Below are 19,300 nucleotides of genomic sequence, written 5' to 3'. Positions count from 1 at the left end.
GCTCCGTTCCCCACATTGCTGAGCGGCAAAGTGTGCTTCGCTAAGGATTCAGGCATCTATACCCCGAACGGGATTTCAATTGACAAGAATCCCACGAGTCCCAACTTCGGCAAGGTATTCGTGTCCAATGCTACTACCGGCAATACTACTGCCGGAGGCTTCGCTCGCAGCACACCTGAAGGAATCTACGTCCTGCGGGCGGATGGTGCACACCTTGGTTTCGGAACCGGCGGCGTCACCTGGGGTGGCACACTCGGCCCCGGCAAGAGCACCATCGGCCCGGACGGCCATCTATACGTCACCGACCTCTCGAACGATCTCTGCTACGAGATGAGTTCCGATTTGCAGTCCGCGACGCAGCTGATTGCCGCATCCAACAAGACCGCCAATCAGTATATCAACAGCATTGTCGTGACCGGCACGCAGGCAGGTGGTGACCGCCAGATATACTTGGTCAATGGCTTTTACTCGAATGCTCGCACCGGCCTCATCCGCTACGACCTCGGAGCCAATGCCACAGCCACTCCGTCCGACACGGGCACGCAGATCATTGGTAATACCGCTTGGTCTGGTTTTTACCCCTACGACGTGGCGCGGGACAGCAATGGCGACTGGTACGTCAATACATACCGCAGTACAATTAACCAAGCCCCGCCGATCATCAAGTTCGACGGCGAGGGGACGCTTACCCTTGATGACGATAAGATCTGGTCTGCGTCCGCCGCCTACGCCGGCAGCCCGCGTGGCATAGACATTGATGAAAATGCGGGACTTGTGGCGTATTCGGCCTATGACAATGGGTATGTGCGCATCTTTGACATGGAGACCGGTGCCTTTATAGAAGAGTTCGATGCGGGCGCCCGTGGGCGTGAGCTGGCCTTTGACGCCGCCGGCAACCTGGTCGTACTGGACAGCACGATCGAGCAAGTCCAGTTCTGGACGCCGGGTGGCCATTGGGTCACGGAATATGACTCGGCTGGCATTTTCTCGATAATTCCGGAACCGACGACATTGAGCCTGTTGACTCTCGGTGGCCTGGCGTTCTTGCTGCGTCGCCGTCGCTAAACAGAATCACCAACAACCTGACAGGGGCGTGCCTGGCACGCCCCTTTCTGTTTCATCTGGAGGCTCTGCAATCCCACTCGGCCCACACCCGCCTCAGCGCCTGCTCGGCAAGCCCATCCTATGTAGCCGCCGACGTCAGTCGGCGCATTCTTCCCAGTCGAAAGAACCAGGCTTTCGCCAAAAGCGCCACCGTTTGGCCTCCTCGCCGAGGTGGCCCCACCCAGGACTGAGGCTCTTGCCAACGCAGCCCCATTTCCCGGTTGTTTTCATGCGAACCCGTGGTATGCTGCCTCCTTAGCATGAGTCGTTTCCATGCGCAGTTCGTCCTGGCGGCCCTGACCTTCCTTCCCGCCGCCGGCTGGGCGCAGACTATCCCCGACCAAATTGACGCCATTCTTGCCCGCCCGGCCGTGGCGACAAACACCTGGACGGTGCTGGTCGAAAACTCCGACGGCTCGGTCATCTACTACCAACGCAACCCGTACACCGGCCTGGCGCCGGCTTCCAATACGAAGATGTTTACGACGGCAGCCGCCTTCGGATTGCTCGGCACCAATTACTCCTTCCAAACGCGGGTTTATTGGGACGGCACGCTGACCAACGGCATCCTCACCGGCAACCTGAACCTGGTGTCCGAGCACGACCTGACCTGGAACACGACCGTGTTCTCCAGTGCTCGCGCCGGCCTGGACCGTATCGCCACCCAGCTTAAGGCGCTCGGGCTTACCAACGTCAGCGGCAATGTGCAGTGCTATGGCATGTGCACTTACGGCTTCGGGTCCACGGGCAACATCGGCGCCACGACCACGCAAGCCAAGAACGCCACGGCCGCCACGGCCTTCCTGGCCGCCCTGCAAGCTCAGGGCATTGCGGTATCAGGCAGCGCGCTGGGTCAGACCGGCTTTGCGCCACCCGGCACGCTGTTCTACACCCATGAGTCTTCCGACCTGACCTACGGCGGCAAGCCACTCCGGCTCGACGTAGCGTGCATCCCTTTAATGAAAGTCAGCCATAACGCGATGGCCGACGCGCTCTGCCGGCATCTGGGCTGGAAACTGGGCGCCGGCGACTCCTACTCGGCGGGCGCCGCACAAGTGCTGCGCTGGATCCATGGCAACGCCGGCATCAGCACCAACGCCATGGTCATGAATGACGGCTCCGGCCTCTCCCACGGCAACCGCTTCAGCGCCCGGCAATGCCTCCTCCTCACGCGCTACATGCTGGCGGCATTCCCGACCTGGGACGACACCTTGCCCATCGGCTGCGTGGACGGCACGATCGGCAGCCGCTTTTGCGGCACCGACGGCTCGGGCCAGGTTCATGCCAAGACCGGCTCCCTCAGCATCTCCATCGCCCTTAGCGGTTACATTGACAACGAAAACGATAATCGCCGCTACCTGTTTTCCTTTATCGCCAACAAGGCCGACATTGACCAATCCGCCACCCGCAACGCGATAGACAATTGCGTCGTCCTGCTCGGCGCGCGCGGGGTGCCCGTCAGCCCCGCGCTGACCCGGGTCAGCAGCCAACCCGACGGCACATCGCTGAAGCTGACGTGGTCCGACGAAGACTTCGTTCGCACCGGCTACCGCATCTATGCGAGCCCGAACGGCGTGACTTTCGGCCCGCCCATAAACGTCGCCGCCAATGTCCACACCTACACCGACTCCGGCCTCACGCCTGCAACCAAACGATACTATAAAGTCAGCGTGGTCAGCCCCGGCGGCGAGAGCAAGGCATCCCGCACCTACGGCGCCCAGACCGGCGGCTCGCCGAGGGTGTTGATCGTGGACGGCAACGACCGGTGGCAATTCCTGACCGCGGAAAACCCCACCTGCACCAATCACGCTTTTGCCGCCATCGCCGGCCAGAACATCAGCGGGCCCGGCTTTGAAACCGCCCACCACGACGCCGTCATTAATGGCACGGTCCAACTTGCCGGTTACCCGGCCGTGGTCTGGCTCCTGGGCGAGGAAGGCGCCGCTGACCGGTCATTCGACACGATCGAACAGTCGCTCGTCACGGCCTACCTGAACGCGGGAGGAAACCTCTTTGTGTCCGGCTCTGAATGCGGCTACGACCTCGATCGCAGCAGCGGTCCGGCGGCTGCCGATCGGAGCTTCTACCACGATCAACTGCGTGCGGTCTATAGCAGCGATGACGCCAACACCTACGCCTTCTCCCCCGCCGCGGGCGGCATCTTCGCCGGCAATTCCGCCGGCGGTTTCGACAACGGCACCCGCGGCACCTACAACGTGAATTACCCGGACGTCATGGTCCCCACCAATGGCAGCCGTCCTGCCATCACCTACTCCGGCGGCCTGGGCGGCGTGGCCGCCGTGCAATACGACGGCTCCCTCGGCGGAGGCAAGGTCGTCAATTTCGGATTCCCCTTCGAGACCATCACCAACTCGGTTGCCCGCGACGCCTGCATGTCCGACGTGCTGCGATTCTTCGGCGTCCTGGACTCGCCAGCGCTGCTGCCGGCGCAACTGGACTCCGCCGGCCACACACTGACCTTAACCTGGACGGCCAGCGCGGGCCTCAAATACCGCGTCCAATACGCAACCAACTTGCCGGCTTCCGCCTGGCAAGCCCTCGGCGCGGACGTCATCGCGACCAACACCACGGCTTTCCAGGTTGATTCCACCCTGAGCGGTGCTCCTCAACGCTTCTACCGCGTTCTATTGGTGGAATAAACCCAATCCCCAGACTCACTTCCCATCCCAAAGCCCGCTGTCTTGCTGCAGTGTCTCCAGCAACCGCGCGTCGGCGGCCGGAAAGGCGTATTCGTTCAACTCCGCCGCCCGCACCCATTTGAACGCGGGGCAGCCCAGCGGTTGCGGCTCATGTTTGACCCAGCGGCAGCGAAAGAACCGCAGGTGCACCGTTTTGTCCGGGTAGGCGTGCGTGATGCTCTCCACCAGTTCCTCCACGGCAACCTCGATGCCCAATTCCTCGCGCAATTCGCGCATCAGGCAATCCTCAAAAGTCTCCTCCGCTTCGCGCTTCCCGCCCGGGAACTCCCACAGCCCGCCCAGGTGCGCCTCCGCATGGCGCTGCGTGATCAGCAGCTTGCCACCGCGGAAAACCAGCGCGGCGGCGACATCAATGACGGACGTACAAGCCAAGGCAGTCAGAAGGTCAGATGAACAAAGCGGGAAATCGGTTCTCAGTGTCGGAACTCCGGCCGCGCAAAGGCCAGCTCAGCGCCCAATGCTCTTGTAGATGAAACCCAGGCGCTCCATCTCGGCCGGATCAAAGAGGTTGCGGCCGTCAAACAGGATTGGGTGGGAAAGCGCCTTGCGGGTCCGCTCCAGATCAAGCCGCTTGAACTCATCCCATTCCGTGGCGATCACGAGCGCGTCGCAACCCTCGGCAACCGCGTTCATGTCCTGGACAAAGGTGACATCCTTCAACACTGCTTTGGCCTTTTCCATGGCCTTGGGATCGTGCACGCGCAGAGCCACGCCTTCCTTTTGCAGGCGGCAGCAGAGCTCGATAGCCGGCGATGTTCGAATGTCGTCGGTGTTCTGCTTGAAGGCCAGGCCCAGCACGCCGATGGTCTTGTCTTTGAGCACCCAAAGGGTGTCCGCGATCTTCTTGACGAAGCGGTCCATCTGCGCCGCGTTAATGTGCTGAACTTCCTTCAGCAGCCGGAAATCGTAGCCAACCTGCTCGGCGATCTTGATGAACGCGCTCAGATCCTTGGGAAAGCAGCTCCCCCCGAAGCCGAGCGAGGCCTGCAGGAAACGCCGGCCGATCCGCGCGTCCATCCCCATGCCGTTCGCCACTTCCTGCACGTTGGCCCCCGTCGCTTCGCATAGCACGGAGACCGCATTGATGTAGGAGATCTTCAGCGCGAGGAATGAATTGGACGCGTGCTTGATCAGCTCGGCGGAGTTGATGTCGGTGACAATGATCGGCGCTTTGAACGGCGCATATACCTCCTGCATCGCGGCCACCGGCCGCTGCGAACGCACGCCGACCACAATGCGATCAGGCCGCATCAGGTCCTCGACGGCAAATCCCTCGCGCAGGAACTCCGGATTGCTCACCACGTCGAAGTCCACGCGCGCCTTGCAGTAGCGCTTGATGGTCTCCGCCACCTTGTCGCCGGTCTTGACCGGCACCGTGCTCTTATCCACGACTATCTTGTAGGAGGTCAGCGCGCCGGCAATGTCGCGCGCGACCTTCTCCAGGAAACTCATGTCCACCGAGCCGTCGGCCAGCGGCGGGGTCGGGACAGCGATGAAGATGACATCTGATTTCTCGACACCCTCCGCGGTGCTCGTGGTGAAGCTGAGGCGCCCCGCGGCGACGTTTTCCTTCACCAACTCCTCCAGGCCCGGCTCGTAAATCGGAATGCCGCCCCCCTGCAACACCCGCACCTTGTCCGCGTCGTTATCCACGCAGACCACCTGGTGTCCCACCTCGGCAAGGCACGCCCCGGTGACCAGCCCTACGTAACCTGTGCCGATGATTGTAAGGTTCATTTGGGAGTGACGATCCTTAGCGGTGCCGCGTTAGTGGTCGCCGGGGCCGTGTTGGTCGGGGGTGGGGCCACTACTACTGGTGCGGGAACCGCAAACAGCTTCGGGTATTTGACCTTCAACTCCTCCAATCGCATGCCGGCCTCAGGGCCCAGCGGGCCGTAGGGATCAGTGCGCTCGACCTCTTCGTAAAGGTTGCGCGCCTTCTCCGGCTCGTTCTGCGCCTCGTGCAGGCGCGCCAGCGCAAACCGCGCCTGCGACACGACGTTTTCACCCGGCCGGCGTGTGATCACGTCCTGGTATGCGGTCATCGCTTCGCGGGCCTTGCCCTGCGCATCCAGACACGCGGCCAAACCCAGGAGCGCCTGCCCGATGAACGGGCTTTTGGAGTGCTCGCGTCTAAATCTATCGAACTGCGCCTTTGCCAGGTCATACTTGCCTTCCGTGTAAAAGTCGCCCGCCGCCAGCAACAGTGCGCGCGCTCCGGCGCCGGACTTCGGATAGGTATCGGCGACCTTCAAATACGCTTCCGCAACGCCAGTGCGACTGCCGCTCCCGATCATCTGCGGCACGGTAACCTTCGACAATGCTTCGCTGGCGGCCACTTCCTGAGCGTTATGCCGGTAGAGGAAGTAGGCGACAATCAAGCTGACAAGCAGCACAGCGCCGCCCCCATAAAGCGTTTGCTTCCTATTCGCCTCAAACCACGCCCACGCCTTGTGCGACATCGGCAAATGCTCAACAGTAGATTCCATATAAAGGCTGCAATGTTCCTTTCAGACTTCCTGAACGCAAGCTTGAAATGGTGCCGCGCGGGTGGATTCCTCCGGTAATCGCCCTAATGCTGGCCCGGAGGGCGGTGGTGTTTCAGCCGCAACTGAGCCAGCGAATGGGTGAGCGATGCCTGCACCAGGGCGACCTCCTCAGGCGAGATCTTCTCCTTGAGACGGGCCTCGGCGCGAGCGCGGGCCGCTTCGGCCTTCTTGGCGTCAATCGCGGCTTCGTCGGTCGCGAAGACAGTGAGCACCGCGACGCGGTCAGGCGTGATCGCGGCGCATCCCCTAGTGACGAGGAGGCGGTCTTCGATATTCCCCCGCCGGGCGATGATTTCCCCCTCGCCCAGCAACGTCATCAATGGGGCGTGCATCGGCAGAATACCCATCTCACCCTCCTGCCCGGGCAGCGTGACCATGTCCACGTTTTGGGAATAGACCCGCCCGCCAGGGGTGGTGACTTCGAGTTTTAAGGTGGAACTCATGACATGCCGCGTGTTGTGGGCCGGCGCTCAACCCTCCGCTTCTTTGATCTCCTCGATCCGGCCCTTCATGTAGAAGTTGCCCTCGGTAACCTCGTCGTGCTTGCCGTCGAGGATTTCCTTGAAACCTTTGACGGTTTCAGCCACCGGCACCTGCTTGCCGGGCCGGCCGGTGAAGACTTCCGCGACCGAGAAAGGCTGGCTCAGGAAACGCTGGATTTTGCGCGCACGGAAGACTGTCTGCTTGTCCTCGGGCGAAAGCTCGTCCATGCCGAGGATGGCGATAATGTCCTGAAGGTCCTTGTAGCGCTGGAGCACCTTCTGGACACCGCGGGCGACTTCGTAGTGTTCCTGGCCGACGATCTCGGGCGCCAGCGCGCGCGAGGTCGAGGATAGGGGATCCACCGCCGGGAAAATGCCCAACTCCATGATCGAGCGCTCCAGCACGATGGTGGCGTCGAGGTGCGCAAAGGTGGTGGCAGGCGCGGGATCCGTCAGGTCGTCCGCCGGCACATAGACCGCCTGGAAGCTGGTGATGGAGCCCTTCTTGGTGGAGGTGATGCGCTCCTGCAAATCGCCCATCTCGGCAGCCAGCGTCGGCTGATAACCGACGGCGCTGGGGGTGCGCCCAAGCAGGGCGGACACTTCAGAGCCGGCCTGCGAGAAACGGAAGATGTTGTCAATGAACAGCAATACGTCCTGGTTCTTGTCATCGCGGAAGTACTCGGTGATCGCCAGCCCCGACAGACCGACGCGCAACCGCGCGCCCGGCGGCTCGTTCATCTGCCCGTATACCAAGGCGATCTTGGACTTGGCCAGGTCTTTCTGGTTGATGACGCCGGCTTCCGACATTTCGGTGTAGAGGTCGTTGCCCTCGCGGGTGCGCTCGCCTACGCCGGCGAAAACCGAGACGCCGCCGTGCAACTTGGCGATGTTGTTGATCAATTCCATGATCACGACGGTCTTGCCCACGCCAGCTCCGCCAAACGCGCCGACTTTGCCGCCCTTCAAGAATGGACAAATGAGGTCAATGACCTTGATGCCGGTGGTCAGGATCTGCGGGGTGGTGGATTGGTCAGTCAGCGTCGGGGCGGCGCGGTGAATGGGGCAGTATTTTTCGGCCACGATCTGTCCGCGCTCGTCCACGGGATTGCCGGTCACATCAAACACGCGGCCCATGACGCAGTCGCCTACGGGCATCGAAATGGGCTGACCGGAGTCGAGCGCCTCCATGCCGCGCTTCAGGCCGTCGGTGGTGGACATGGCAACGGTCCGGACCCAGCGGTCGCCGAGGTGTTGCTGGACTTCGAGCGTCAGCTTTGTCTTGCCCTGGAGCGGGAGGTCGTATTCGACGGTCAGAGCGTTGTAGATGGCGGGGAGTTGATCGGGGAACTCGACGTCCACCACCGGGCCGATGACTTGAACGATTTTGCCTTTATTCATGCGTTTCGATGGTTCGTAAAAGGTCTGACCAGGGTCGCTTACCCAAGGGCCATGGCGGCGCTGGCGATTTCCAGCAATTCCTTCGTGATGCTGGCCTGGCGCATCTTGTTGTAGTCCAGCGTGAGCTGCTTGACCAGTTGGTTGGCGTTGTCGGTGGCGTTCTTCATGGCCACCATGCGGGCGCTGTGCTCGCTGGCTTTCGCCTCCAGCAGCAATTGCGCCACGCGAAAATCCAGGAAGTAAAGCACTAACCGGTCCATCACCGTCACCGGGTCCGGTTCGAACAGAAAGTTAAAACGCGGCCGTTCCGCCGACGGCGGCTCCGCTTCGCCACGCGCCTCGCTCAGAAGGCTTTCGGCCGTGCGCATGGGCAGGAGCGTGCGCGCGTCGGGCCGCTGCTGTAGCGTGTTGATGAAGCGTGTGTAGAGCACGTCCACGACATCGGCTTCGCCCTTGAGAAACAGATTCTGCGCGAACTTGGAAATCGTCTGGCACTCGCCATAGGTCGGGGTGTCGTGGTAGGTAAACTCGGCGATCAGCTTCCGCCGGGTGCGGGCGACAAACTGCGCGGCCTTCTTTCCGACGGCGATGAACTGGGTGGTCGCCGTTTCGCACTTCGACGCCTCGCGGAACAGATTCGAGTTAAGCGCGCCGCACAGGCCCTTGTCGGTGCCGACCAGGATCACCGCTCGCTTGCGCACCTCTCGCGTTTCCATCAGCGGATGCCGATAGTCGCTCGTATCCTGGGTCAAGTAGCCCATCAGTTCGCCGCCCATCGCGGCGAAGGGCCGGAAATTGACAGCGCCCTGCTGCGCTTTGAGCATCTTTGACGATGCCACCATCTGCATGGCCTTGGTAATCTGGGCCGTGCTTTTGACCGACTTGATGCGGCGGCGGATGTCGCGGGTGCTGGGCATGACTATTCCGAAGTCCGGACACCAAAGGCCCAATGGCTAGAGCCTGTCAGGTGCCGCTGCGATGGCAAATCGAGGTTCACTTGTAAGTCTGTTTGAACTCCGTGGCAGCCGCCTTCACTTCGGCCGTCAATGCGTCGCTGAGCGCCTTTTCCTGCCGGATCCTGGCCAGTAGTTCCGCCCGCCGGGTCGTCAGGAACTCCGTCAGCCTGTTCTGGAAGTCTTTCACCTTCTCCACCGGCACGTCGTCGGTGAAGCCGTTCTGGGCCATCCAGAGGACCGCCACCTGCACCTCGACGGGGATGGGATTGTAAGGCGGCTGTTTGAAAACCTCCATGATGCGCCGGCCGCGCTCAATCTGGGCCTGGGTCTTGGCATCCAGATCGGAGCCAAATTGCGCGAAGGCGGCCAATTCACGGAATTGGGCGAGTTCACCCTTTAGGCGCCCGGCGACCTGCTTCATCGCCTTAACCTGCGCGGCCGACCCCACGCGCGAGACCGAAATGCCCACCGAAATGGCCGGTCGCACGCCCTGGTAGAAAAGGTCCGTCTCGAGGAAGATCTGGCCATCGGTGATCGAAATGACGTTGGTGGGAATGTAGGCGGAAACGTCGCCGGCCTGGGTCTCGATGATCGGCAGCGCGGTCAGCGATCCGTTGCCGTATTTTTCACTCAGCCGGGCGGCGCGCTCCAGCAACCGGCTGTGGAGGTAGAACACATCCCCCGGATAGGCCTCCCGGCCGGACGGACGCTTGAGCACCAGCGAGACCTGGCGGTAGGCGACCGCGTGCTTGGACAGGTCGTCATAGATGATCAAAGCGTCCATCCCGTTGTCCATAAACCACTCGCCCATCGCGCAGCCGGCGAACGGCGCGAGGTACTGGTTGGTGGCCGAGTCGGAAGCCGACGCCACGACGACAATCGTGTAAGGCAGCGCCCCGGTTTCTTCGAGGACGCGGATCACATTGGCGACGTTGGATTGCTTTTGGCCGATCGCAACGTAGATCGAGTAAAGGGGGCGGTAAGTCTTGTCGCCCGCCGCCTGGGCGGCCTTGTTGAGGCGTGCGTTGCTGATGATGGTGTCTATGCAAATGGTGGATTTGCCGGTGGAACGGTCACCAATGATCAGCTCGCGCTGGCCGCGGCCAATCGGGATCATGGCGTCAATTGCCATGATGCCCGTCTGCACAGGCTGGCTGACCGACTTGCGGCGGATGATCCCCGGCGCAATCTTCTCCACCGGGTAGGTGCTCTTCGTTTGAATCGGCCCCTTGTCGTCCACCGGCTGGCCAAGGGTGTTGACCACCCGGCCCAGCAGTTCCATGCCGACGGGCACCTGCAACACCTTGCCGGTAGTCCGCACCTCCTGACCCTCTTTGATGTCGGTATAATCACCCAAAACAATGGCGCCGACCTCGGTCTCTTCCAGATTCAGCACCAGGCCCGTAACACCTCCACCAAAGTCCAGCATCTCGTTGTACATCGCGTCGGCCAGGCCTTCCACCTTGGCCACACCGTCGCCGATCTCGCGGACAACGCCGACATTTTGTTTCATCACCGCGGTTTTTACCCCGGCAATCTGACTTTCGATTTCCTGCAGGATTGAACTCATATCTGTGTGTCGAACTAAAAAAGGGCTCTAAAAGCTGTATTCAAGCCTGGCTAACCTGGCCTGCACGCTGCCGTCGAAGACATCGCTGCCGACCTGCACCCGCAGGCCGCCAATGAGGCCGGGATTCTGGCTGAAAGCGAAGATCAAGCCGTTGCCGTAGCGGCGCGCCAGGTTAGTCCGGATGGCTGCCTGCTGCGGCTCAGCCAACGGCACGGCGCTCTCGACGCGGGCAGTGCGGCGGTGGAGGTCCAGTCTCACCAGCCGCTGGAAATGGCTGAGAATAGCGAAGTAGCCGCGCGGCTTGGCGGCGATAATCCGTTGCACGACCTGGCGAACCTTGGCCTCGTCCAGCAATCCGTCCACGCGGCACGAATAAAACAGCTCTTTCGCATCGCGGCGGGCTTGTTTGGAGGTCTTCATGGCTCGAGGTCAGTGGTTGGCAGCGAGGGACAATGGTGATCAGGCGGCCAGTTCCCGGTTGGTCTCCTCCGCCAAACGCTTCTGATCATCGAGCGTCAGCACCTTCCCGGTCACCTTCCCCGTCGTCGCGACCACCAACCGGCCGATCTCGCGGCGCAACTCGGCCAGCATCCGGGCGTGCTCCGCCTCGGTCGCTTGTCGGGCCTTATCTACAATGGCCTGGGCGCTGGCAATGGCCTTCTGCGTTTCCTGCTCCTGCACTTTGGCGGCGGCGGCGCGGGCCTCCTCGATCATCCGGGCCGACTCCTGACCGGCCTGCACCAGCATCTCGTGAGTCTTGGCCTGCGCATTGGCCAAATCCCGTTTGACCTTCTCGGCGTTCTCCAGGCTTTCCTGGATGCGTCGCTTGCGCTCGGCCAGCACGGTCAGGATCGGCTTGTAGGCGTACCGGTGAAGCAGAAAGGCGACGATGCCGAAGCTGACGCACTGGGCGATGAAGTGCGGCAGGTCCACACCAAACCGCACCGCGGTGTCTTGCGCCATCTGGCCAAGGTCACCGCCGATGCTTCCGAATAGAACGGGCGATTGCATAAACTTGGGTGTTAAGGGCCAGGCGCGGAGCCGAGAGAGCTCCGCGCCCTGGCGTCACTTCACCAGGAAGATGGCGTAGAACACGATGGCTTCCGCAAAGGCGATCGCCAGGATCGCCTGCACCAGGATCTTGGTCGAAGCCCCGGGATTCCGTCCCACGGCTTCAGAGGCCTTCATGCCGATGAATCCCACGCCGATAGCGGCGCCGAGCGCCGCCAGGCCGACGTGAATATTTCCCGCCAGTCCCTCTGCCAACATTGGCATCATCATATGTTTTGTTACCTTTCTCTTGCTCAACAGCCCCCGCGATCGAACACGGTCAGACCGTTGAAATTGCTCAGATCAGTGTCCGGCCCCTCCCGGCTCTTCCTCGTGCACGCAGATCAGCATCGTGAACACGGCCGTCAGCAGCATGAACACCAGCGCCTGCACTATGCCGACCAGCAGTTCCATGAAATAGAATGGCACCGGCAGCAGCCAGCCCAGGCCGGGCACAAGCCTCGCCATCGCCTCGAGCATGTTCTCGCCGGCAAAAATGTTGCCGTAGAGACGAAAGCTCAGCGAGATCGGCCGGAACAGGATGGACAGCACTTCCAGGAAGCCGACCAGGAAGAACACAAAGATCATTAGATACTTCAAGACGCCAACGGTATCCCCTTTGGGACCAAACAGATCCAGGAACATCCCTTTGACCCCGACAGACTGCAAGGCCCAGACGATCCAACAGAAGAAGAAGATCATCGCCATCGCGAACGTCATGTTCAGGTCGGCGTTGCCGCCCCGCAGCAGGGGTGTCTGCACTTGGAATCCATGCTCGCCCGAGACGCCCCAACCGATGGTGCCCACCCCCGGCAGCAGTCCGAACCAGTTGGTAAACAGGATGAAGATAAACACCGTGGCGAAGAACCAGAACGTCCTCTTCACCAGCTTCGCGCCAATGATGCCCTCCAGGAAATCGTGCAGTGACTCCACCAGCCACTCCAGGAAGTTCTGCGCACCCGTGGGGGCAAGCTGCATCTTCCGAGTGGCCCAGCGCGTGAAGACGATCAGGCCGATCGCCACCGTCCAGGTCACCACCATTGAGTTGCTGATGAAGGAAGTCCGGTTGGCGCCTAATCTTGGAGCATCCGGGGGCAGGCCGTGCGCTTCATGTTGGACGGCCCCAGCCTGCGCTCCAACCCCGTCCGCTGGAGTCGCGGTCGCGGGTTCGGCGCCTGGCACTGGCAGGGTCGAGCCTGCCAGCAGCCACATGACTAGAATAGTTCTGAACAACTGCATTCGTGCGTAACATCCGTGCCGGGATACACGTTGTGCCCTCGGTTAGAAACCGACTTTGAGCCGGAAGTCTGTCAAAGGTGTACTATCTTTCCGGGTGTTACAAGGAGGATTTTCCGCCGCGCAGCCAGAGCTTACAGGAGTGTGACACGATTCATTTGCGGACCGAAGCGCGCGCGCTTCGCCTGCAGCAGCAAGTTTCACCCTGTCACATCTCCGGCTCGGACTTTTGGTTTGAAGGAATGCCGCGGACGACTAGACTTGTCTAGCTGAACGCGCATCGAACCCACAATCTGTGACACCATGAACCGCCATTCCCTCCTGTTCCTCTTTGGCATTTCCCTGAGTCTTGGGGGAATCAGCCCAGTTCCGCCCGCTGTCGCGGCGCAATCCAATCCGAGCGTCATCGTGTCGCCGCGCGACGCATCGTGGATGGAGAGGTTGGCCGCCCGAGAGGTGCGGCGGTATGTGTATCTGCGCACGGGCCGGTTGCTGCCGTTGAAGACCGAGCCGCAAGGCGCGCTCCCGAAAGGCGACCTCATCCTGGTCGCCCGCAAGGACCGGTCTCTGGCGCGGACCGCCGCCAGTCCGGAACTTCTGCCAACGCTGGATGCGTTAACGCCCCAAAGCTACTGGCTCAAATCCCAACCCCGCGGGCACGCCGTGGCCGGCGCGCACGCCCTGTTGGTCAGCGGCGGAGATGATGCCGGCACACTTTACGCCGCCTGCCGCCTGGCGGAGGTGTTGGGCGTCCGCTTCTACCTGCACGGTGATGTTCTTCCCGACAAGCAGGTGGAGTGGTCGCTGCCCATGCTGGACGAGCGCGGCGCCCCGCTATTCGCGTTGCGGGGCATCCAGCCCTTCCACGACTTCCCGGAAGGGCCCGATTGGTGGGACCGCGACGACTACCTGGCGATCATCGGCCAGTTGCCCAAGCTCCGCCTGAACTTCTTCGGGCTCCACACTTACCCCGAAGGACACCCGAATGCCGAACCCACAGTATGGATCGGCCTGGCCAGTGACATCGCGGAGGGCGGCAAGGTTAAGTTCAGCTACCCGTCGAGCTACATGAATACCCGGCGCGGGAATTGGGGCTACGCGCCGGCGAAAACCAGCGATTACATCTTCGGCAGCGCGGCGCTGTTCGAGCGTGATGATTTCGGGCCCGAAGTCATGCGGGATTACCTGCCCGCTCCGACCACGCCGGAAGCCTGCAACGAGGTCTTCGACCGCACGGCGGGAATGCTCCGTGAGGCCTTCACCTTCGCGCATCAGGTCGGCGTGAAGACTTGTGTGGGCACGGAAACGCCGCTCACCGTGCCGAAGCTGGTGCAGGAGCGGCTCAAGGCGCAGGGCAGAGACCCTGCCGACCCGGGTGCGCTCCAGGACCTTTACGAAGGCATCTTCCGCCGTGCCGCCGCGGCTTACCCCCTGGACTATTACTGGTTCTGGACGCCGGAAGGCTGGACGTGGTCGGCCGTGAAAGATGAGCAGATCCGGGCGACCACGAACGATTTGGCCGCCGCCATCGCCGCCTGGCAGCGGGCACGGGTGCCGTTCAGCCTGGCCACCTGCGGCTGGGTGCTGGGGCCGCAACAGGACCGCGCGATGTTCGACAAGGCGCTCCCCAAGTCGGTGGCGGTGAGCTGCATCAACCGGCAAGTGGGCTACACGCCGGTGGACGCGGGTTTCGCCGAGGTGCGGGGCCGGTCCAAATGGGCCATCCCCTGGCTGGAAGATGACGGGGCGATGACGGCGCCGCAGTTGTGGGCGGGCCGGATGCGGCGCGACGCTTACGACGCGCTGCGCTACGGCTGCGACGGCCTGATGGGCATCCACTGGCGCACACGCTGCCTGAGTCCGAACATCGGCGCGCTGGCGCAAGCCGCCTGGGAGCAGGGTGCGTGGACCGAAGCCTATAAGCCGGCCCCGCCCGCGCCCGCACCGCCCCGCGTGGCCGGACCCGTTGGCGGCGAGGTCGCGGGCTTTCCCAACAATCCGATCGCCGACACCACCACGCCCGCTATCTACCAGACCGTCCGCTACAACTTGTCGGCATATCACCTGCCGGCCACCAACGGCCCCTGCACGGTGACGCTGAAGTTCTGTGAGCCACACTACGATGCGCCGGGCGTCCGTGTCTTCGACGTGAAGCTGCAAGGCCAGACGGTGCTCAAGGGCCTGGACATCTTTGCCAAGGTCGGCAAGAACCGCGCCTTGGACTACACCTACACCAATGTCCTCGTCGCCGATGGCTGGCTGAACATTGATTTCGTGCCGCGCGTCGAGTTCCCCAGTATCGCCGCCATCTCCGTCGAGGGGACCGGGTTCTCCTGGAAGCTTAATTGCGGCGGGCCGGCCGTTGCGGGTTACGCCGCCGACCTGCCGGGGACGCAGTTGCCCAAACCCGTTGCCCCCAACAGCAGGGACTTCTACGCCGACTGGGCGGAGCAGCACTTCGGGCATGGCATCGGCGATGCGGCCGCCGCCATCTTCGCCAGACTTGATGGCGCCATGCCTCACCCCTGCAACTGGGTGGGCGGCCCCGGCGGCATTCAACCCGACGGCCGGCCCTGGGCGGAAGTGAAGCGGGACTACGCCTTTGTGGACCAGTTCGAGGGCCTTCGCCTGGGCGCTGTGGGTCCGGGCAACCGGGAACGATACGATTACTGGTTCCATACCTTCGCTTACCTGCGCGCGGTGGGCGAGCTCAACTGCGCGTGGGGCGAATACAACCGGGTCTTCGAGAGGGTAAAACAGGAGAAGGACGCCACCGCGCAGCGCGACATGGCGCGCCGTCTCGCCCTGCCCCTCCGGGTAAAGCTCGTTGAACTGCTCGGCGCGGTCTTCGACCACTTGCTGGCCACAGTGACCACCACGGGCGAACTGGGCACCGTCATGAACTGGAACCAGCACATCCTGCCCGGCTTGCTGGCCAAACCCGGCGAAGAACTTGCCAACCTGCTCGGCGAACCATTGCCCGCCAACGCCCTGCCTGGCCACTCATACCGCGGCCCCACCCGAATCATCGTGCCGACCACCCGCACCAGCCTCGCCGCCAACGAAGCTCTGAAACTGAAGGTTATTGTGCTGTCCGAAGCCCCGCCGCGGGAAGGCGCCCTCTACTGGCGCAAACTCGGCGCGCGCCGGTTCGCGCAGGTGCCGCTCAAGTGGGTCGCGCGCGGGGTCTATTCCGTTCAAGTGCCTGCCGGCGCCAAAGACGACTTCGAGTATTACATCCGGGTGCAACCCAGCCAGGGCCAGCCCGTCCTCTACCCCGCCACCGCCCCCAGGCTCAACCAGACCGTCGTCATCACGCACCCTTGACCTCGCGATCCCGGGCGGCTTCAGGCCGCCATCCTCAGCACGGCTCGGCGATCAGGTCGTAATCGGTGTGGCCGACGACCTTTACCCGCGCAAATTGGCCCACCGGCAACCCGCCGCGCACATAGACCCGCCCGTCAATGTCCGGGGCGTCGGCCTCCCCACGAGCGACCAGGAACCGGCCTTTGAGCCCGGCCATGTGCCGGTCCCGCCCGCGAATCAGGCCGTGCTCCCAGGAGCTGACCCGCGCCCGCCGGAGTTCCGCCGGGCTGGCGGCCTGCTCAACGAGCACCTTCAGAGTGCGACCGACAAATGACTCAGCCACCCGCACCGCCACCTCGTGCTGCGCCGCCATGGCGAGGCTCCGGCGCTTCCGCTTGAGCGCGTCTGAAAGCTGGCCGGTCATCTGCCCGGCGCGCGTGCCTTCTTCCTGCGAATAGGTGAAGACGCCGAGGCGCTCGAACCTGGCCTCACGAATGAAGCTCAGCAAATCCTCAAAGCAAGCCTCCGTCTCGCCCGGGAACCCGACAATGAACGTGGTGCGCAGCGCAATGCCGGGAATGGCGGCCCGAATCCGGCGGAGCAGATCCACAATGTACTGGCGGGAAGTCTCGCGCCGCATCCGCTCCAGCATGTTCTGGTGGATGTGCTGCAACGGGATATCTACGTAGCGCGCGACCTTGGGGCACTCCGCAATGGTGCGCATCAGCTCGTCCGTCCAGTGCGCCGGGTGCGTATACAGGAGCCGGATCCAGAACTCGCCCGGCAAGGCGTTCAGCTCCCGCAGCAGCGTGCAAATCGTGGTTGTCCCGCCCGGCAACGACTTCACCGCCGCGGCGAACCGCTCCGGCGCTGCAATGGCCCCTCCCCGGCCCGGTCGCAAATCCATCCCGTAATACGTCGAGTCCTGCGAAATCAGATTCAACTCCCGCACGCCATCCGCAATCAACGCCCTGGCCTCGGCTATGATGTCGCCTTGCGCACGGCTGCGATGCGAGCCGCGAATCCGGGGTATGATGCAGAAACTGCACGGGTGATTGCACCCCTCGGCGATCTTGACGTAGGCGAAATGGCGCGGCGTGAGCCGGAATCGCGGCGTCGCGTAGTCGGGGATATAACGGGGACGAGGTGTGACAGTCAGCAGGAACGCTTCCGTTTGTGACGAGGAAGCCGGCGCCCCTCGAACGCCCGCACGCCGCGGACTGCGGGGGTGGGGCTTTAATCCCGCGCTTCCTCCCCGCCGAGCCATGACCTCGCGCACAATGTTCGTGACCTGCGCAACCTGGTCAACGCCCATAAACGCGTCCACCTCCGGCAGCAGCGCGGGCAGTTGTTCCCGGAACCGCTGCGTCAGGCAGCCGGCGACAATCAACCCCTGGCCCCGGCGTTTCGCCCGGCGCAACCCGGCCGACTCCAGAATGGCATCCACACTCTCCTGCTGGGCAGACTCAATGAACGAACAGGTATTCACGATCACCACGTCCGCCTGTGCCGTGTCGTTGGTGATCTCCACGCCATCCTTCAACAACATGCCCACCATCACCTCGGAATCCACGAGGTTCTTGGCGCAGCCCAGCGAAATCAAGCCCACCCGCACCGGTCGTTCTTTGGCATCTGCTATCATCAAAGACCGCTCAGCTTACGTCAGCGACTCAGCGCGGGCAACCTTCGGCCCCGGACCTTGAGCCTTGCCCCGCGGGAACCAGGGCGCCATATCAGAGGATGCGTCCTGTAACCCCTCCAAAACGCGTGAGTCAGCCTTACGCCCCTGCCCCGGCGCCGGCTGCAACCCAGCGTTCCGTAAGAGAACGGCGACTCTTCCACCCGCTCCAGGGTCACCAGCCGCAGGCAGCGCCAAACAAAAGGCGCAAATCCCTGGCCACCCCCTCCCCCGACTGTCCAAAAAATGGACAGTGCAGCGCGTTTGTACGGCTTGGTCCCGGCGACACCGTGGAGGGACCCCTGTGTGTATCCCATGGGGCCCGACCCCCATGGGATACACACCGGGGAATAGCAGGGTTCACATAGGCATCTCGCCGGTTCTTGCGGCGCAACCCAGGCCACATCTCAGATTCCCAACGGGACCAGCCTGCACTGATAGCCACAAATGCGGGCGATGCGCAGATTCAGAGTGCCAGGTCCTGGCAGGTTGTGCCTTCCCCCCGGAGGCGCGCGCGCTACAATGCGAGGTGAGGGCGGCCATCGAGGCGGCTCGTTTTGCCTTCCCCCCGGAGGCGCGCGCGCTACAATGGGCGGGTGCAGCGGTCGCGGAAATGGCCAGTTTTGCCTTCCCCCCGGAGGCGCGCGCGCTACAATCCAACAACTCACCCGCCTCCGTGCGGCGATGTTTTGCCTTCCCCCCGGAGGCGCGCGCGCTACAATGAGGCGCTGCGGCGGTTCCTGGAGCCGGTGGTTTTGCCTTCCCCCCGGAGGCGCGCGCGCTACAATAGCCGGGACCAGCACCCTCCTGCTCGCGCCGTTTTGCCTTCCCCCCGGAGGCGCGCGCGCTACAATGCCAAGGTGTTGTAACTGACACCCATGCCGGTTTTGCCTTCCCCCCGGAGGCGCGCGCGCTACAATAGCAGCTCGAACAGGCCCTCCTCGCCCAGCGTTTTGCCTTCCCCCCGGAGGCGCGCGCGCTACAATCCAGTTGGACGGCGGCCGGCTCGACGGGTTGTTTTGCCTTCCCCCCGGAGGCGCGCGCGCTACAATCGGGGAAAGACCGGGCCAACCCATCCCGGCGTTTTGCCTTCCCCCCGGAGGCGCGCGCGCTACAATCAAAGTGAAGTTCGATTTCGTCTTTGCCTTGTTTTGCCTTCCCCCCGGAGGCGCGCGCGCTACAATGTCCCGCGTCTTCCCTTCCCCCCATTTTTTGGACACCGTGTACTTGCGTCCGCTTCACGTTAGT

The 19,300-nt window shown here is 62.8% G+C and carries 15 protein-coding genes and 1 CRISPR repeat array; of the genes, 3 read left to right on the top strand and 12 right to left on the bottom strand.

What is annotated here, in order from left to right:
• A partial coding sequence (locus tag P5205_21590; protein ID HSA12957.1) for a PEP-CTERM sorting domain-containing protein occupies positions 1–1,065 on the top strand: 1,065 nt, incomplete at its 5' end.
• A 299-nt stretch (positions 1,066–1,364) separates the two neighbouring features.
• A complete protein-coding gene (locus P5205_21585; GenBank protein ID HSA12956.1) occupies positions 1,365–3,764 on the top strand; it encodes a D-alanyl-D-alanine carboxypeptidase in 2,400 nt (799 codons plus the stop codon).
• Positions 3,765–3,779: 15 nt separating this feature from the next.
• Here P5205_21585 and mutT read toward each other — a convergent pair whose 3' ends face one another.
• The 11 genes from mutT to atpB all read right to left on the bottom strand — a co-directional run bounded on the left by mutT (position 3,780) and on the right by atpB (position 13,071).
• Positions 3,780–4,196, bottom strand: coding sequence for an 8-oxo-dGTP diphosphatase MutT (mutT, locus tag P5205_21580; protein HSA12955.1), 417 nt, complete (start codon positions 4,194–4,196; stop codon positions 3,780–3,782).
• 75 nt (positions 4,197–4,271) lie between these two features.
• On the bottom strand, positions 4,272–5,561 hold the full coding sequence (locus tag P5205_21575; protein ID HSA12954.1) for a UDP-glucose/GDP-mannose dehydrogenase family protein: 1,290 nt from the start codon (positions 5,559–5,561) through the stop codon (positions 4,272–4,274).
• Positions 5,558–6,313: a tetratricopeptide repeat protein gene (locus tag P5205_21570; GenBank protein ID HSA12953.1), complete on the bottom strand. Its 756-nt coding sequence runs from the start codon at positions 6,311–6,313 to the stop codon at positions 5,558–5,560. The genes P5205_21575 and P5205_21570 overlap by 4 nt, the downstream gene beginning before the upstream one ends.
• Before the next feature lie 83 nt (positions 6,314–6,396).
• Positions 6,397–6,816, bottom strand: a complete 420-nt coding sequence (gene atpC, locus P5205_21565) for an ATP synthase F1 subunit epsilon (protein HSA12952.1) — start codon at positions 6,814–6,816, stop codon at positions 6,397–6,399.
• Between the two features lie 27 nt (positions 6,817–6,843).
• The gene (gene atpD / locus P5205_21560; protein HSA12951.1) at positions 6,844–8,256 is read right to left on the bottom strand and encodes a F0F1 ATP synthase subunit beta; all 1,413 of its coding nucleotides are present in this window, start codon (positions 8,254–8,256) and stop codon (positions 6,844–6,846) included.
• A 38-nt stretch (positions 8,257–8,294) separates the two neighbouring features.
• Positions 8,295–9,173, bottom strand: a complete 879-nt coding sequence (gene atpG / locus P5205_21555; protein ID HSA12950.1) for an ATP synthase F1 subunit gamma — start codon at positions 9,171–9,173, stop codon at positions 8,295–8,297.
• Between the two features lie 76 nt (positions 9,174–9,249).
• The gene (atpA, locus tag P5205_21550; GenBank protein ID HSA12949.1) at positions 9,250–10,782 is read right to left on the bottom strand and encodes a F0F1 ATP synthase subunit alpha; all 1,533 of its coding nucleotides are present in this window, start codon (positions 10,780–10,782) and stop codon (positions 9,250–9,252) included.
• 27 nt (positions 10,783–10,809) lie between these two features.
• Positions 10,810–11,202 (bottom strand): F0F1 ATP synthase subunit delta, encoded by a 393-nt coding sequence (locus P5205_21545; GenBank protein HSA12948.1) that lies wholly within the window; start codon positions 11,200–11,202, stop codon positions 10,810–10,812.
• A 39-nt stretch (positions 11,203–11,241) separates the two neighbouring features.
• Positions 11,242–11,793: a F0F1 ATP synthase subunit B gene (atpF, locus tag P5205_21540; protein ID HSA12947.1), complete on the bottom strand. Its 552-nt coding sequence runs from the start codon at positions 11,791–11,793 to the stop codon at positions 11,242–11,244.
• A 54-nt stretch (positions 11,794–11,847) separates the two neighbouring features.
• Entirely contained in the window at positions 11,848–12,060 is a 213-nt protein-coding gene (locus tag P5205_21535) for an ATP synthase F0 subunit C (protein HSA12946.1), read from the bottom strand.
• A 75-nt stretch (positions 12,061–12,135) separates the two neighbouring features.
• The gene (atpB, locus tag P5205_21530; protein ID HSA12945.1) at positions 12,136–13,071 is read right to left on the bottom strand and encodes a F0F1 ATP synthase subunit A; all 936 of its coding nucleotides are present in this window, start codon (positions 13,069–13,071) and stop codon (positions 12,136–12,138) included.
• 300 nt (positions 13,072–13,371) lie between these two features.
• On the opposite strand from atpB, the gene P5205_21525 reads away from it, so the two are divergent.
• Complete coding sequence (locus P5205_21525) at positions 13,372–16,395, top strand: malectin domain-containing carbohydrate-binding protein (GenBank protein ID HSA12944.1); 3,024 nt, start codon at positions 13,372–13,374, stop codon at positions 16,393–16,395.
• A 34-nt stretch (positions 16,396–16,429) separates the two neighbouring features.
• Here the strand turns inward: P5205_21525 and rimO are convergent, their stop codons facing one another.
• A complete protein-coding gene (gene rimO, locus P5205_21520; protein ID HSA12943.1) occupies positions 16,430–18,016 on the bottom strand; it encodes a 30S ribosomal protein S12 methylthiotransferase RimO in 1,587 nt (528 codons plus the stop codon).
• A gap of 524 nt (positions 18,017–18,540) precedes the next feature.
• Positions 18,541–19,236: direct repeats of the CRISPR family, unit length 36 nt; unit sequence GTTTTGCCTTCCCCCCGGAGGCGCGCGCGCTACAAT.
• Positions 19,237–19,300 lie beyond the last annotated feature (64 nt).

This window comes from Candidatus Paceibacterota bacterium (assembly GCA_035452965.1).
Taxonomy (GTDB): Bacteria; Verrucomicrobiota; Verrucomicrobiia; order Limisphaerales; family UBA8199; genus UBA8199.
This window is presented reverse-complemented; position numbering and strand designations above follow the sequence as displayed.